A 15,350-nucleotide genomic window follows, 5' to 3' on the forward strand; every position below is an offset into this window, starting at 1 on the left:
TTGATTATTGTAGCTTATCGTCGGGTTTAGGCGATCGCCAATTTCCACCGCCTCCCTGAATCTCGTAAACTAATAGGGTAGATAGAAATGCAATCAGGGTGCTTGCATCCCTTACCTTGTCTAGATTTTCATCTCCTTAGAGTATTTCTTCATGGCTGCTGACCTTCCCCCGAACTGCGGTTTTGTCGATATTTTGGCGCAGTCCTCAGTGGCGATCGCCATTCTGGATCGCAACCTCCACTATCTTTGGATGAGCCAACGCTGGCAACAGGATTACCGGCTCACGGGGGAACTGGGCCAACCGGATCATCTGGTTCATGGGGGATTACCGGAACATTGGCCCCAGGCCTTCGCCGCTGCCCTCGCCGGACAACCCCAACAGGGGCAGGGCGATCGCCTCATCTTCCCCAATGGTGAGACGGTTTGGCTGGAATGGCAGGCGGAACCCTGGTTACAGCCCAATGGCACCGTGGGGGGCATTATCCTCCACAGCAAAATCATCCCTGAACCCCAAGATCACGGTGTGGCCTGGGAAGAAATTGTCAATTTATCCCCGAACTTAATCTGTTTAGCGAATGCGGAAGGGTATTTTACCCACGTTAACCCCGCCTGGGAAAACCTGCTGGGGTGGAGTTGTGCCGAACTCCAAAGCATCCCCTTTATGGAATTTGTCCACCCCGACGACGTAGAGCGCACCCTCACTTTAGTCGAGAGCATCCAAACCGGGCAACCCTGCATTTCCTTTGAAAATCGCTACCGGCGCAAAGATGGCTCCTATATTTGGCTGGCCTGGACAGCGGCGATGATCAAATCCCAAGGCTATATCTATGCCCTCGCACGGGATATTAGCGATCGCAAACGCACCGAAGCCGCCCGCCAACGGATGGAATCCGCCTTACGCCGCAGTGAGCAGCGGTATCAAGCCCTCGCCGACACCGCCCCCGTGGGGATTTTTCACAGCAACCTAGAACGGCAATGTATCTATGCCAACCAACAACTGTGCATCCTCATGGGGTTAAACCTCACCGCCATTGCCGGGGCAGATTGGATGGCTTCGATTCACCCCGAAGACCACCGTCGCGTTGAACAGGAATGGCAACAGGCCCAGGCTGAACGGCAGTGCTTCCAATCGGAATATCGCTTTTTACGCCCCGATGGTTCCGTCCGTTGGGTCTATACCCAAGTGCAAAATGTTGTCGATTTGGCCACCAACCAAACCGGCAGCTATGTGGGGACTTGTACCGATGTCACCGAGCGCAAACAGGTAGAGGCACAATTGCAACGCTACAAGCAGGCGGTGGATAGTGCCAGCGATGCCATTAGCCTCACGGATGTCACGGGGCAGGTGCTCTATATGAATGAGGCCTTTAAAGCCCTTTACGAATGTCCCGATCTCGCCACCTTAGCTGTCCATGGCGGTTTGGCTGGCCTCTTTATTGATCCCACCACGATTCAAGGATTATTAACCCATGTCACCAATGGCCAGGTCTGGAGCCATGAGGTGGAGCAGCGATCGCTCCGGGGGGATTGTATTCAAGCCTCCCTCCGGGCCAATGGGATTCGTGGCGAACGGGGGGAAATCGTGGGTCTGGTGGCCATTGCCACGGATATCCGCGATCGCAAACAAGCAGAAGCCGCCCTCAAAGAAAGCGAAGCCACCAATAAAGCGATCCTCACCGCCATCCCCGATCTAATGTTTCGCCTGGATAGCCAGGGGCGGTATTTAGGCCACATCAGCACCAGTGAATTTCAAGACCTGATCCCCAATGATGCCAACCCCACAGGGCAAGATATTCGCGACTGGATGCCTGCGGACATTGCCCATCGCCATTATCACTATGGGCAGCGGGCGTTACTCACCGGAGCGATGCAAATTTATGAGCAGGAGGTGCATTTTGACAATGATCACACCCAGTACGAGGAGGTACGGGTGGTTCCCAGTGGCCCCAATGAATTGCTCTATATTGTCCGGGATATTAGCGATCGCAAGCGCATTGAAGCCTCTTTACTGGACTTTGCCAATCGCCTCCAAGCCCAAGTAGAGCGGGAGCAGTTCCTCAATCACCTCTCGGTGGAAATCCGCAGTTCCCTGGAGCAATCCCCTGAAATCTTGATTAACCGCGCCCTTGATGCGGTGCGGGATCTGTTCCAAATTGACCGCACCCATTTTGCCTGGTACATGACCGATGTGGCTGAACCCTATTGGGATGTGTTTGCTGAATCTGTGAGTGAGGGCCTAGCGGATTTTCGCGGTCATTATCCCGCGTCCCAAGTGGGGCCAATGGCGGAAATTCTCTTGCGGTTGGAGGTGATCTGTATTGATGATGCCCGCGAGATTAGTGATCCGATCTACCGCGAATTTATCCAAAGTCTGACCTATCAATCGGTGCTCGTCATTCCCCTAGAAGTGGAGCCGGGCAAAATTGGCGTGATGGTTTGTAGCCACAGTGCCACCGTGCGCCCCTGGAAAGAGGCGGAAGTGGATTTAGTTAAAGCGGTGCTCAATCAGTTGGCGATCGCCACCAATCAAGCCACCCTTTACGCCCAATCTCAAGCCCGCGCCGAAGAACTGCGCCAAACCCTCGACGAACTCAACCGCACCCAATCCCAACTGATCCAAACCGAAAAAATGTCCAGCCTTGGGCAACTGGTCGCGGGGGTCGCCCATGAAATCAATAACCCCGTCAACTTCATCTATGGCAACGTCGATCATGCTCGGGACTACATCAATGATCTCCTTGGCCTCATTGCCCTCTATCAACAGCATTATCCCGATCCCAAAATGATCATCGCTGATGAAATCGAGGCCATTGACCTGCCCTTTCTCCTCGATGATTTGCCGAAAATGCTGCAATCGATGCGTATTGGCGCAGAACGGATTAAGGAAATTGTTGCCTCACTGCGCACCTTTTCCCGGATGGATGAATCAGAAATGAAGGCTGTCGATATCCACGACGGCATTGAAAGCACATTAATGATCCTCCACAATCGCCTCAAATCTAAACCCCACTCGAAAGGGATTCAAGTCATCCGTAAGTATGGAGATTTACCCAAGGTTGAATGCTATGCCGGGCAATTGAATCAAGTCTTCATGAATATCCTCAGTAATGCCATTGATGCCTTACTGGAGGAGGAAAACCGCCAATATGAGGGGGATGATTCCATCGAAATCGAGAGTTGGATTGAAATTGAAACCCACCTCAGCATCAATGGTGAGCAGGTGGCGATCCATATTCGCGATAATGGTGCTGGCATTGATCCCGCCCATCAGGCCCGTCTCTTTGATCCCTTTTTCACCACCAAAGAAATTGGCAAGGGAACGGGCCTCGGCCTGGCCATCAGCTATCAAATTGTCACGGAAAAACATGGTGGGCAATTACTCTGTGCCTCTACGTTAGGGGAAGGCACGGAGTTCACGATCCAGATTCCCTGTCGTCAAACCCTGCAACGGATTCAACAAATGCGGGCTTGATGGCCCGGATTGAGCCAGCCTTTGCCTTAATCACCCGACGAAATCCGGTTGTTGCGTTGATCTGCGTCGGAGGGAAATTTAAAAATTTTCGCCCCTACAGCTTGGTAAACTACAACCATATTCGTTCACTCTGATTTGATCATGACCACCCACTTTATTACCGCTGAAATCGACCTGCAAGCCACGCCCCAAGCCACGCAAGCCGAAGTTGAAGCCCAACTCCAAAAATCCGGGGAACCCCTCCGTTGGGCAATTACAGCGGTGAATCCTGAAACCCAAACCGCTCATGTGGAAGCGGTGGTGACTCGTGAGGAGTGAGAAGTGAGGAGTGATTCTGTTCCCCGTTCCCTGTTCCCCCCAACCCACTCATGTATGAAACACTCCTAAAAGGCCAAGAAATTACCGTTGAGGGGATTTTGCATGACCTCAATTTTGAGATTAGGGCGGGCGATCGCCTCGGTATTGTGGGGGCTTCTGGTTCGGGCAAATCCACATTGTTAACGCTCTTCAATCGGCTGCGGGAGCCGGAACAGGGGCAATTGTGGTTTAAGGGACAGCCCTTTGATCAGGTTTCGGTGTTTGAATTGCGGCGGCAGGTGGCTCTGGTGTTGCAGGAGCCGAAGTTATTAGGGATGTCGGTGCAGGAATCCCTGGCCTATCCTTTGGTGCTGCAAAAACGGCCTAAGGGGGAAATTCAGGAAAAAGTTTTAAGCTGGTGCGATCGCCTCTCCATTCCCCTCGATTGGCTCGACCGTCAAGCCTGGCAACTTTCCCTCGGTCAGCGGCAACTGGTCACGATTGGCCGCGCCCTCATGCTTAATCCGACGCTCCTCCTCCTGGATGAACCCACCTCGGCCCTGGATGTGGGGACAGCCCACCGTTTGTTAGAAGTCTTAGCCAGTATGCCTACCCTCACTTGGGTGATGGTCAATCATCAACTGGATTGGGTGCGGCAATGTTGCGATCGCGTTTGGTATCTCCATGAGGGGCAAATCTGGTCAGATACCACGGTGGCCGCGATTAATTGGGATGTGGTGGAGCAGGAATTGAAGGCCCCCGTTGAGGATTGGGGTTAGATGGGTTTACGACTCATGATCCACCAAATTCCCGCAAAGGCGCTAATCGTCATCACCACTTCAGTAATCACGGTGGCGATCGCCGCCCCTTCCGCTCCTTCGAGGGGAATTAACCACCAATTCAACCCCACATTCAGCAGCACCGCCCCAAGGGTGAGCCGGAGATAATGCCGTTGGCGATCCAAGGCCACTAAACCTTGGGTGGCTAAATGACCCCAATAGATGGGCAATAGCGTCAGGGCTAACCACCGTAACACCTGGGTTTGGCTTTGCAGTTCCTCGCCATAGGCCAGGAGTAACAGCAGGGGAGCTAAAACCACGACAATCGCCGTAAACAGTAACCCCATCCCCCCCAAGCCGAAAAAAATCTTTCTAAACAACTTACGGAATTGATGCCCTTTGGCCAAGCTGGGAAAGGTGGCGGCCATGACAACGCTAGGCACTAAAATCGCCCCCTCAATCAAGCGATAGGCCAGGTTATACCGCCCCACCTCCGTATCGCTGGCTAATACCCCCAACATCACACTATCCACCCGAAAATAAATCATCCCCAACAGGGATACCCCCCCCAACATTAACCCTTCTTTCGCCGTCGCTTGCAGGCCGCTGAAGTTGATCGGTTGCCAGAGCAGGGGAAAAACCTTGGCCGCCATCACCCCCCAAACGCCAATCGTCACAAGGGCTGTGGAAATGAGCAAAGCGAGGGGGGCAAGCCAGAGGGGGGGTAGGGGGGTTGGGGCTAAGAGCACTAAGCTGGCGATCGCCAAGCCCTTTTGGGCAATGCTGGCAATGCCTTCGAGTTGCATTTCTTCTTTGCCCCGTTGGATGGCAAAACCAATCCGTTGGGCGGAAATGAGGACAAGGTAGCCGTACAGCATCGTCAAGACGGCTAACGAGGGGCCAAACAGCGTCAGTAGGGGCAACAGCAAGAGGCACAGGAGGGCGATCGCCCCCCGAATAATCACCGCCTGCTGCACCACTGCCCCATCGCCTCGACTCACCCATTTGGTAATCACCCAATCGAGGCCCAATTCAAGGGTTGGTTGCAAGACCATCAGGGCAAGGGAGAGGGCAAAGGAGAATTGGCCGTAAACCTCAAGGGTTACGAGGCGGGGCAACAGCAGATAGAACAGTAACCCCAAGGCCCTGCTCCCCAGTTGCCCTAATCCTTGCCACCAAAAATTCTTAAGCAGGGCCATGGGCTTGGGGATTGGTTTTGAAGTTGGCGGCGATCGCCACCATCAGGCTCATGGTCAAAATCGTGGGCAAATCATGGATAAAAAAATCAAACATTTGGGCCGTGATTACAAAACTAGAGAGTAAACCGACTCTGGGATCAAGTAAAGGGGTGCGCCACAGGGCAGACACCATTACCCCAATCCACAGCAACAATCCCGGCAACCCCAATTCAGTCAGGAGATGTAAAAAGACATTATGAGCAGTTAAACCTCGTTGAGGCATAATTTTTTCTGCCAGGGTTTGAATGCCGGTGCCGGTGATCGGATTGGCGAGAAATTGCTGCCCAGCAATCACCGCCAGTTCAGCACGGGGAATCGTAGCGAGGGCTGCTTCATCGCCGGCCATGGCGGCTTGGAGGGTGGTAATGTTCTGGGGAATTTGCTGAATATTGGCGGCAAGGCGGGGGCTTTGGTTCCAGACGAAAAAGCCCGTGGCGAGAGCGGCGGGAATGATCAGGGCCATGGCCCAAGCCTTCAACGGCACAAACCGATAGGGATAAACCATCAACACCCCACTCACCAATAACACAAAAATACCGTTACGACTTCCAGTGAGGATCAGCGTCACGATCAAGGGGGGGATGAAAAATAAGAGGCTAAAACTTGGTAAAATCCTCTCTTTGCACAGGGTACAGGTGAGCAACACGCCAAAGGCCATCAACGCCCCCAGTTGATTGGGGTTTTGGAGGAGGGATAAAGCTCGCCCATAGTAGCCAGTTCCGTTACGAATCCAGGGGAAGAAAGGCCAGTTAGGATTAAAATGCTCGCAAATGCCAAACCCTGCCAGGATCAGCAAAAACAGGAGGGTGAACCCGTAGAGCCAGGGGAGTCTTTGCTTCGGTTGATAGGCCTGGGCGAGGATCAGGAGGGCGGGGAATGTGAAAAAATAGATACTGTACTTAATGCTAAATTTAAAGGCGATTCCTCGATCCACACTAAACCAGGCACTGATCCAAAACCAAAGGTAAAGGGCCAGCAGGAGTAAGAGGGTACGGCGATGGGCCTGCCAAAGGAGGGGGAGGCGATCGCCATACAGCCCCAGGATCGCCATGGCTAACAGGGGGATGGTAAGGTTATAGGCACCCAAATCCATCCCCGGCAAGTTGACATGAACCAACAGGGCAAAGACGAAAATGCCTACCAGGAGGATGAGGGCGAAGTGATCACGGTAGCGGGTGAACCAGTCGGGAAAGGGGCGAATCACAAATTTCATGCTAGTTACAAACCTATCTTTTCTACCACAACAACCGACGGGTCTTTCTGTTTACGCCCTCAACCTGGTGCGATCGCTCCGCATATCCCCCACCAAGGTTCTCAGCAATCAACCCGTAGGCCTTCACCCCTGCTATCCCGTTCCCCCCAACCTCAGTAGTGATGGGGGCCATTGGGGGACAGTCCAGCGGTTATGGTGGTTGCAAACCGAGTTACCCCATCTCTACACCGATTTACAAGGGGATGTGTTTTTCTCTCCTGTTCCGGAAGCTCCGCTCGGGCAAAAGTTCCCCATTGTGATCACCGTTCATGATTTAATTCCCCTCCGGTTTCCAAAACTCATCTCCTTTTTACGGTTCTATTTTCGCCATTATGTGGCGCGGGTGGTAGCAGAGGCAACCCATGTGATTTGTGATTCTGAGGCAACGGCGCAGGATTTACGCAATATTTTAGGGCTATCGGTGCGCAATGTTTCAGTGATTCCGTTAGCCTATGATCATCAACATTTTTATCCCCGTCATTTGCCCAAGGAAAATTATTTCCTTTATGTGGGTCGCCATGATCATTATAAAAATTTAGGGCGGTTAATTGATGCTTTTGCCACATTGGCGGATCGGGATGTGATTTTAAAAATTGCTGGCGGTTTTGATCACCGCAACACCCCGTTATTGCAACAACAGGCTGAGGCTTTGGGGGTGGGCGATCGCGTCCAATTCCTTTCCTATGTGAGCTATCAAGATTTACCCCTGTTAATTGGGGGGGCGATCGCCCTTGTTTTTCCCAGTTTATGGGAGGGGTTTGGGTTGCCAGTATTGGAGGCGATGGCCTGCGGGACACCCGTAATTACCTCTAACTGTGCCTCTTTACCCGAAGTGGCGGGGGATGCCGCCATTTTAATTAATCCCTATAAGGTGGGGGAATTAGCCGATGCCATGGCCAATGTTTACCGCGATAGTCAATTATGGTCACATCTTCATCAAGCAGGATTAGCCCAAGCCCAACGCTTTAGTTGGCAAAAAACCGCCGATGCCACCGCTGAAATCCTCTGTCGTTACGGTTGAAAAACAGTAGGGTGGGCATCGCCACCTCTAAAAAATTCATAGGTTTATAGTAACTATTGCTACGCCTGTAGGGGCGAAAAATCTTTCGCCCTCCTAGGCATGTAGGGGCGAAAAATCTTTCGCCCTCCGCCCATCAAAGTTAAAAATGAATTGCCAATGACCACAAAAAAGCCGGATTAACGTGAAGCTAATCCGGCAGTCATCTAGGAGGATGAAAGAGAAGGGTTAAAGATTAACGCACGGGGGCGACGAAATCTTCTGAGAGGGTGAGGTTGAGGTTGGTTTCTGGTTCCACCACCAACAGATCCACACTGTTACGACCCAGGAAGTTTTGAATCAGGGTCAATACAGCCCCCGCCCCCGCACCGAGGAGCAGTTCTTCCGTCGCAATGGCGCGATCGCCTGTCACCGCTGCAATGGCCGCCGCCGCCGCTGTCCCAATCGCTGCATTGCGGAGCAGATCGCCGGTACTCGTACCCCGACGGACGGTTTCCGTTTGGGTGATGGGGTTGGAACGGGCATTAAAGGCACGGCTAGAGCCATCGGGATAGATCAACTCTTGGGCGACAAATTGGGTGGCATTGTTCCCGGAGGGACGTAATTCCCCTTTCACCTGGCTACCGGCGGGGATCAAGACTTGGCCCTCTTGGGTGGTGATGTTGGTGCGGACTGCAAACGTTACGGGTAACGTTTCATCGGGCATCATCAGGATTTTATCCCGCATATAGCTCACCGGAATCATGGTGCCAGCGGGAATGCGGTATTCCGTAGCGATGGGGGCATTACTGACTAGATAAGGGGAGTTGATGGCAGCGACGCGGCCTTCGCTGTGCATGGCTTGGTAGAGGAAAGCAGCTACTTCAGCGCGGGTAGCGTTGCGGGTGGGGTTGAGGAGGTTGACGTTGGGATAGTTGACCACCATCCGTTTTTCCGTTGCCGCTGCCACGGGGGAGCGGGCAAAGCTGGAAATGTTGCCATTGTCGGAGAAGAAGTTAAGGACTTGGTTGGTGGGGGCGTTGGGGGCGTAGTTTAAGCCGTTGGCCAGGGACACCAAAACTTGCTCACGGGGAATATTTTGCTCAGGGCGGAAGACGTTACCGGGATAGCCAGATAAGAAGCCCATTTGATAGGAGTTGCGGATTGCTCCAGCGGCCCAATGGTTAGAGGGGACATCAACAAAATTGATCCCGCTGCGGATTGCGCCTTTACTGTAGGCGGCTTGGAGCATGGAGGAGAATTGAGCGCGGGTGACGGGGGCATCGGGGCGGAATGTGCCATCAGGGAAGCCGGAGAGTACGTTTTGCATCACCAAAGCATCAATATATTGTTTGGCCCAGTGGTTGCTGGCCACATCCCGGAAGCCGTTGGTTTGAGCGACGGCGGGGGCAGGATTGACGAGGGAAGGCATGAGGGCGATGGGGGCGATCGCTGTGGCGTTCAGGCCCAGGGTCATGATTAAAGCGGTGGTGGCTTGCCAATTTTTGAGTTTCAACATAGGGAGGTCTCCTGATCAATTGCAGTGTGAGTTGAATCGTCGGTTGTTGCAGTGAGTCAGAGTATCTGCGCCATGGGGCGGTTTGTTTTGCTCTGTTGCGTTCTTTGACCGAGAAGGTTCCGAGCAAGTTTCACCACCTGGGCCAGTTAATCATCTGGCCAGGTGTTGCGGGAATCCTCCGGAATTGGGCATGAAAGGCTGGAGCCGATGTTCTGCCATCGGCGGATATCCATGATTTCAAGCTTTAATGGAAAACTATCAAGAAGCGGTTCATTGCTTCGTCTAACCGCGTTGGTGCAGTCTGGCCTAGGTATAACATAATCATTGGGAATGCTGTCGGATCTAGGGCCTGTATAAGTTGATGGATTTAATGATTGATGGGATCAATCATGACAGTAAAACTGATGCGGGGTTGGGCTTTCTGCTGCCTGTCAACCGATGCAATGTGAACCTTGGCCGTGTTGCCGCTCTAACTATGGCGCTGCCCTGGCCCGCTGCTGCGGTGTCTCTGCCCCCCATTACGGGCTAAGGTCTCCAGGCCAAACAACTCCCCACTTTCGTGGGAATATGAAACTTAGTTATTAACCCATAAGGAGCAAACACCGATGACCAGTGATCCGATTACTCTCATGAAACAAGAAGTAGGCAAAGCGGCCGCTGCACGGGTCACGTCCGGATCAGTGGTGGGACTAGGCACGGGGTCAACGACGGCCTATGCGATTCAGTTTTTGGGCGATCGCCTCGCCCAAGGGGAAATTACCAATATTGTCGGCATTCCCACCTCTTTCCAAGCAGAAGTCCTCGCCAAAAAATACGGGATTCCCCTCACAACCCTGGATGCGGTGGATAAAATCGATGTGGCCATTGATGGGGCTGATGAAGTCGATCCCCAGAAGAATTTGATTAAAGGGGGTGGGGCGGCCCATACCCGCGAGAAGATTGTAGACAGTTTGGCAGAAACGTTTATTGTTGTGGTGGATCAGGGCAAGCTGGTGGATCGCCTCGGTTCGACGTTCCTGCTGCCGGTGGAAGTGTTGCCGATGGCGATAGCTCCCGTGATGCGGGCGATTCAAGCCCTGGGGGGTGTGCCGGAATTGCGGATGGGGATTAAGAAGGCGGGGCCGGTGGTGACGGATCAGGGCAATTTGGTGATTGATGTTAAGTTTGCATCCATTGATGATCCGGCGGGTTTGGAAAAGACGCTGAATAATATTCCCGGTGTTTTGGAAAATGGCCTGTTTGTCAACTGCACCGATGTGGTGTTGGTGGGGGAAGTAATTGATGGCAAGCCCAGCGTGCGGGAATTTTAGGTAATTCCTGAGATGGGCGTAGGGGCGTTGGCGTAAGCCTGCCGGAGGCACAAAGATTTTTCGCCCCTACAGTTGGATCTCGTGCCTTGGCTCTGCCAAGGCATGACCAAAGGGCGGCTCTGCCGCCATTAATCCTGTTGCGTCGAGAATTGCCGCGCTCCCCAGAAGGAGAGGAGGGCGGCGATCGCCACCAGGATCGGGATTGAATACCAAGGAAATTCGCTCAAGGGGGCATAGGCTGCCGCTCGCAGGGCGGTGGTGGCGTAGGTGAGGGGAAGGCAGTAGACGATCACCTTGAGGATCGGGGGAAGGGTGGCGGGTTCAAAGAAGGTCGCGCCCAGGAAGGACATGGGGACAATTAGAAAGTTGTTGAAGATCCCCACACTTTCCAAAGACTGCACCGCTAACCCGGTAATCACCCCCAAGCCGGAGAACACGGCACAGTTCAGCACGACGATCAGGATAAAGAGGGGATTGAGAAAGCTCCAGATTTTCCCCGTGAAGAGGATCGCCAGGATTAACACCGAACCGGCGGTCATCATCCCCCGCAGCATCCCCGCCAGCATTTTGCCAAAATGGAGGGCGAGGGGATGGACGGGGAGCAGGAGCAGTTCCTCAAAGGTTTTGCTGTAGAGGCGATCGCCACAGATCGAAAACGTCGTTCCCCCAAAACTAATCGTCATTGAAGAAAGGGCCACCATCCCCGGCAGGATAAATTCTAGATAGTTATCCCCCATCGGCGCATCCATGGCTTGATCCAACGCCGTCCCCAACCCCAACCCAAAGGCAACAATATAAATCAGGGGGGAAACCAACCCCGTTGCCGCAATTTGCGTGAGGCGTACCCGCAGATCCAGCCATTCCCCCCAAAAGATCGTCATCGTATCGACCCAGAGGGTTTTGAGGGCTTTAGGGGATGGGGGCGTTTTGGGGGGAGCAATGGGGGCAGTCACCATAGGGTCAGGAATGTAAAGAATCGTCTAGATCTACTTTACAGTTCTTTGCAAAAATCCGGGGAACCAGCCGGTGAGTAACCCTTGGCTGGGGCTGAACAGGAAGGCAAGGCTAAAGAGGCCCGTAGCGACGAGGACGATCGCCGGCCCTGAGGGCAAATTATAAAAATAACTCACATACATCCCGCTAATGCTGGCCACAATCCCAACCCCAACCCCGACGGCCATCATGTGATGGAGGCGATGCACCAATAAATAGGCGGTGGCGGGGGGGATGATCAGCAGGGCTAAGACCAAAACCACGCCGACAGCTTTCAAACTGGCCACAATCGTCATGCCGATCAACACCATCAAGCTCAGATCCAACCCCTTCACCGGCAACCCCACCGCCTGCGCCCCCAAGGGATCAAAACTATAAAACAACAGTTCTTTGTATAAAAATGCAACGGTGGCAATCACCAACAGGGCGATGATCAAGGTGTCCCGAACATCCGTAGGGGTAACGCTTAAAATGTTGCCGAAGAGGAAATGATTGAGATCAATTTTGTTGCTTTTTTGGATCAGCGTGATCAGTGTGATCCCCAGGGCAAAGAAGGCGGAGAGGACAATGCCCATGGCGGCATCTTCTTTCAGTTGCGATCGCGCCCGGATCAAGTTAATCAACAGCGTACTGATCATCCCGGCGATAAAGGCCCCGATGAACAGATTAATGCCAAACCAAAAGGCGATCGCCAACCCTGGCAAAACAGAATGGCTCATGGCATCCCCCAACAGGGCCAATCGTTGTACTAACAAGTAACTACCAACAATCGCACAAATCACCCCAACAATCACCGCTACAAGGAGCGATCGCTGCATAAACCCATACTGAAGGGGCATTAGGAAAGGTTGCAAAACATTCATTTTCGCTTAATTCTCCACGTTTCTCATGTGTTCACTTCCCCATTACATCAAGTCATCGAAAGATAAATTAGTACCATAAACCTTGGTGTTAATTCCCAAAGATCTTAACTATGAGTGAGCCATCAATGTTGCAATTGGGGGAAGCGGCCCGTCAGTTGGGGTTGAATCCCCAAACGCTTTATTTTTATGAACGCATTGGCCTCATCCCCCCACCCCAACGCACCTCGGCGGGTTATCGCCTCTTTAGCCCCACGGATCTGGAGCGACTGGCCTTTATTGCCCGTGCGAAGACGTTGGGCTTGAGTTTGGCGGAAATTAAGGAGATTTTAGCCCTCAAACAGGGGCGATCGCTCACCTGTGCCGCCGTGTATGAGCGATTGCAGCAAAAGGTGGCGGCTCTGGAAGCCCAGATCCAACAGTTACAAGTGCTCCATGGGGAATTAGTCCCTCTACTGGCGGATTGTGAGCGAAATTTAGCCCATCCAGATCCCGCCCATCAATGCGTGGTTTTGGAAACTTCCTCCCCCACTTTTCTTCACAAAACTTCACAAAACTCCCCTTGATCCTATACCCAACTATAGGGATTACCTTGAGCCTAGACAAGTTCATAGGAGCAAGGCCCATGCTTAAGATTGAAATTCTCGGTACAGGTTGCAAAAAGTGTCAGCAATTGGAAGCCAACGCCAAGCAAGCCGTGGCAACTCTCGATCTGGCGGCGGAAGTTTTGCACATTACCGATCCGGTGGAAATTGCGATGCGGGGGGTGATGTCCACTCCTGCGTTGGTGATTAATGGGGCTGTGGTGACGACAGGCAAAGTGCTCAATGCTGATCAAATTCAACCCCTGTTGATGGCTTAGGGGAACTATGTTTGACCTGTTTTATCCCTTTGATTGGCTCTCGACGCAACTGGTGGAGGCCTTGGGCCTAGCGGTGGAATCCCCGTTGGGTTCGAGCTTGCACTTCTTTTTCTATGATGTGCCTAAGGTTTTAACGCTGTTGGTGGTGATTAGCTTTGGGATTGGTTATTTACAAAGTTTTCTCTCCCCTGAGCGGGTGCGGCATTTTCTTGAAGACAAGCGGCGATTGTCAGGGAATGTCTTGGCGGGGATGCTGGGGGCGGTTACGCCCTTTTGTTCCTGTTCGGCGGTTCCCCTCTTTATTGGCTTTTTAAAAGCCGGGGTTCCCTTGGGGGTGACGTTTTCCTATTTAATTTCCGCCCCGATGGTGGATGCGATCGCCGTTTTCCTGCTTTGGACACTCTTCGGCCTCAAAGCGACGGTTTTGTATATTCTCTTTGGGGTGGGGTTGGCGATCGCCTCTGGTTATGTGATCGGTCTGTTCAAGTTGGAAAAATGGGTCGCCCCCTTTATCCTTCAGGGTCAAGCCGCCACAGCCTCAGGGGGAACAATCCCCACTATGGCATTAACCTCCGAACAACGGTGGAAAGAAGCGCAATTTCAAGCGGTAGAGATCCTCAAATCCGTTTGGCTCTACGTCGTTGTCGGTATTGGCATCGGGGCAGCGATCCACGGCTATGCTCCCACGGAATTGATCAGTGAATGGGCAGGGCCAGATAATCCCTTCGCGGTATTAATCGCGGTGTTGATGGGGGTTCCCCTCTATACGAATATTGCCGGGGTTCTGCCCATTGCGGCGGCGTTGGTGGGGAAAGGTATGGCTTTGGGAACGGTTTTATCGTTCACGATGGCGGTGACGGCCCTTTCTTTGCCACAAATGATTATCCTGCGCCGAGTCTTGCAACCGCCTTTGTTGGCGCTGTTTATCGGCTTAACGACGGTGGGGATTATTGCGGTGGGTTATTTGTTTAATTTTGTGATCCGCGACAGCGTACCGATCACCTAATTTTTCGCTGCGAAAATGGATGTGCCATTCTCAATAAATGCCGTAAAATGAGAATAGCCGTTTCAAAGGTGCAGGTTATGAATCAAGGTCAGATCGGTTTGAGGGCCAGGGTTGAACAACTGGCGAGTAATCCTGGCCACCAAGTGGTGACTCGTGCTTTGGTGGTGGGGGTGGCTGCTGCTGTGGTTGTCCCTGTGGTGTTGCCGCTGGCGAAACCTTTCGCCAAAGCCACGATTAAGGCCGGCGTGACGCTCATCGAAAAGACAAAGATGGCCGTCGCGGAAACGATGGAGATGGTGGCGGATATTGCGGCGGAGGCCCGGGCCGAAGTGCAAACAGCCCAGGCACAAGCTGCCCCCGTTGGGGAGTCAGCCCCCAGCGGTGATGCTAACCAAAATTAGCGACCCGTCTCGGTGTTGGCCGATGCGGGAGGAGTTTTTCGTGCTAACGATGAACAGGGACAACCTGAGGGAGGGGTTGTTCCTGTTTGCTGTTTTCGGCTTGGGCAATCCAGTCGGTCAGGCGCATGGGCGTTTGCGGGCTTCGGGTTTTCTGGCTACGAACGGCGTTAGCCTGGCCCTCTGAACCCATCAACAGGGGGGTTCCTAAAATTAAAACCCCCAATCCGAGCCAAGCTAAGGGGTGATTCCCCTGGCCAGTTTCGAGAATCTCTTTAAAATGGAATGTCAGGACTGATTTATCAAGATGAATCAGAGACATGGTGTGATCCGCGATAGCGTACCTATCGGTCGTAAATATTGATCA

Annotated in this window: 15 protein-coding genes; 9 read left to right on the forward strand and 6 right to left on the reverse strand. The window is 52.9% G+C overall.

Translation table 11 applies throughout. The features are described 5' to 3' along the window. Window positions 1-151 precede the first annotated feature (151 nt). The 3 genes from VB712_RS17030 to VB712_RS17040 all read left to right on the forward strand — a co-directional run bounded on the left by VB712_RS17030 (window position 152) and on the right by VB712_RS17040 (window position 4,548). Window positions 152-3,472 carry a PAS domain S-box protein gene (locus VB712_RS17030; RefSeq protein WP_323256890.1) on the forward strand — a complete coding sequence of 1,107 codons (3,321 nt, stop codon included), beginning with the start codon at window positions 152-154 and terminating at the stop codon, window positions 3,470-3,472. A gap of 141 nt (window positions 3,473-3,613) precedes the next feature. Beyond that, window positions 3,614-3,790, forward strand: coding sequence for a hypothetical protein (locus VB712_RS17035; RefSeq protein WP_323256892.1), 177 nt, complete (start codon window positions 3,614-3,616; stop codon window positions 3,788-3,790). A gap of 50 nt (window positions 3,791-3,840) precedes the next feature. Continuing rightward, the gene (locus VB712_RS17040) at window positions 3,841-4,548 is read left to right on the forward strand and encodes an ABC transporter ATP-binding protein (protein ID WP_323256894.1); all 708 of its coding nucleotides are present in this window, start codon (window positions 3,841-3,843) and stop codon (window positions 4,546-4,548) included. Here VB712_RS17040 and VB712_RS17045 read toward each other — a convergent pair. Together VB712_RS17045 and VB712_RS17050 are read right to left on the reverse strand one after the other, a co-directional pair. Then, entirely contained in the window at window positions 4,545-5,747 is a 1,203-nt protein-coding gene (locus tag VB712_RS17045) for an oligosaccharide flippase family protein (protein ID WP_323256896.1), read from the reverse strand. The genes VB712_RS17040 and VB712_RS17045 overlap by 4 nt on opposite strands. After that, window positions 5,734-6,999, reverse strand: a complete 1,266-nt coding sequence (locus tag VB712_RS17050; protein ID WP_323256898.1) for an O-antigen ligase family protein — start codon at window positions 6,997-6,999, stop codon at window positions 5,734-5,736. Before VB712_RS17050 ends, VB712_RS17045 begins: the two co-directional genes overlap by 14 nt. Here VB712_RS17050 and VB712_RS17055 point away from each other — a divergent pair. Further along, the gene (locus tag VB712_RS17055; protein WP_323256900.1) at window positions 6,998-8,059 is read left to right on the forward strand and encodes a glycosyltransferase family 1 protein; all 1,062 of its coding nucleotides are present in this window, start codon (window positions 6,998-7,000) and stop codon (window positions 8,057-8,059) included. The genes VB712_RS17050 and VB712_RS17055 overlap by 2 nt on opposite strands. 232 nt (window positions 8,060-8,291) lie before the next feature. Here VB712_RS17055 and VB712_RS17060 read toward each other — a convergent pair whose 3' ends face one another. Continuing rightward, complete coding sequence (locus VB712_RS17060) at window positions 8,292-9,554, reverse strand: S-layer homology domain-containing protein (protein ID WP_323256902.1); 1,263 nt, start codon at window positions 9,552-9,554, stop codon at window positions 8,292-8,294. A 605-nt stretch (window positions 9,555-10,159) separates the two neighbouring features. On the opposite strand from VB712_RS17060, the gene rpiA reads away from it, so the two are divergent. After that, window positions 10,160-10,864, forward strand: a complete 705-nt coding sequence (gene rpiA, locus VB712_RS17065; RefSeq protein WP_323256904.1) for a ribose-5-phosphate isomerase RpiA — start codon at window positions 10,160-10,162, stop codon at window positions 10,862-10,864. A gap of 128 nt (window positions 10,865-10,992) precedes the next feature. Here rpiA and VB712_RS17070 read toward each other — a convergent pair whose 3' ends face one another. Continuing rightward, window positions 10,993-11,820: an ABC transporter permease gene (locus VB712_RS17070; RefSeq protein WP_323256906.1), complete on the reverse strand. Its 828-nt coding sequence runs from the start codon at window positions 11,818-11,820 to the stop codon at window positions 10,993-10,995. 30 nt (window positions 11,821-11,850) lie between these two features. Further along, window positions 11,851-12,720 carry a metal ABC transporter permease gene (locus tag VB712_RS17075; RefSeq protein ID WP_323256908.1) on the reverse strand — a complete coding sequence of 290 codons (870 nt, stop codon included), beginning with the start codon at window positions 12,718-12,720 and terminating at the stop codon, window positions 11,851-11,853. A 125-nt stretch (window positions 12,721-12,845) separates the two neighbouring features. Here VB712_RS17075 and VB712_RS17080 point away from each other — a divergent pair, with 125 nt between their 5' ends. From VB712_RS17080 to VB712_RS17095, 4 genes are all read left to right on the forward strand, one after another. Continuing rightward, a complete protein-coding gene (locus VB712_RS17080; protein WP_416236384.1) occupies window positions 12,846-13,283 on the forward strand; it encodes a heavy metal-responsive transcriptional regulator in 438 nt (145 codons plus the stop codon). Window positions 13,284-13,342: 59 nt separating this feature from the next. Beyond that, a complete protein-coding gene (locus VB712_RS17085; protein ID WP_323256911.1) occupies window positions 13,343-13,579 on the forward strand; it encodes a thioredoxin family protein in 237 nt (78 codons plus the stop codon). 7 nt (window positions 13,580-13,586) lie between these two features. Next, window positions 13,587-14,585 (forward strand): permease, encoded by a 999-nt coding sequence (locus tag VB712_RS17090; RefSeq protein ID WP_323256913.1) that lies wholly within the window; start codon window positions 13,587-13,589, stop codon window positions 14,583-14,585. A gap of 77 nt (window positions 14,586-14,662) precedes the next feature. Continuing rightward, window positions 14,663-14,986 (forward strand): DUF5132 domain-containing protein, encoded by a 324-nt coding sequence (locus VB712_RS17095; RefSeq protein ID WP_323256915.1) that lies wholly within the window; start codon window positions 14,663-14,665, stop codon window positions 14,984-14,986. Between the two features lie 43 nt (window positions 14,987-15,029). Here VB712_RS17095 and VB712_RS17100 read toward each other — a convergent pair whose 3' ends face one another. Beyond that, the gene (locus VB712_RS17100; RefSeq protein WP_323256917.1) at window positions 15,030-15,305 is read right to left on the reverse strand and encodes a hypothetical protein; all 276 of its coding nucleotides are present in this window, start codon (window positions 15,303-15,305) and stop codon (window positions 15,030-15,032) included. Window positions 15,306-15,350 lie beyond the last annotated feature (45 nt).

The organism is Spirulina sp. CCNP1310 (assembly GCF_034932185.1).
In the GTDB taxonomy this organism is placed as follows: Bacteria; Cyanobacteriota; Cyanobacteriia; order Cyanobacteriales; family Spirulinaceae; genus Spirulina.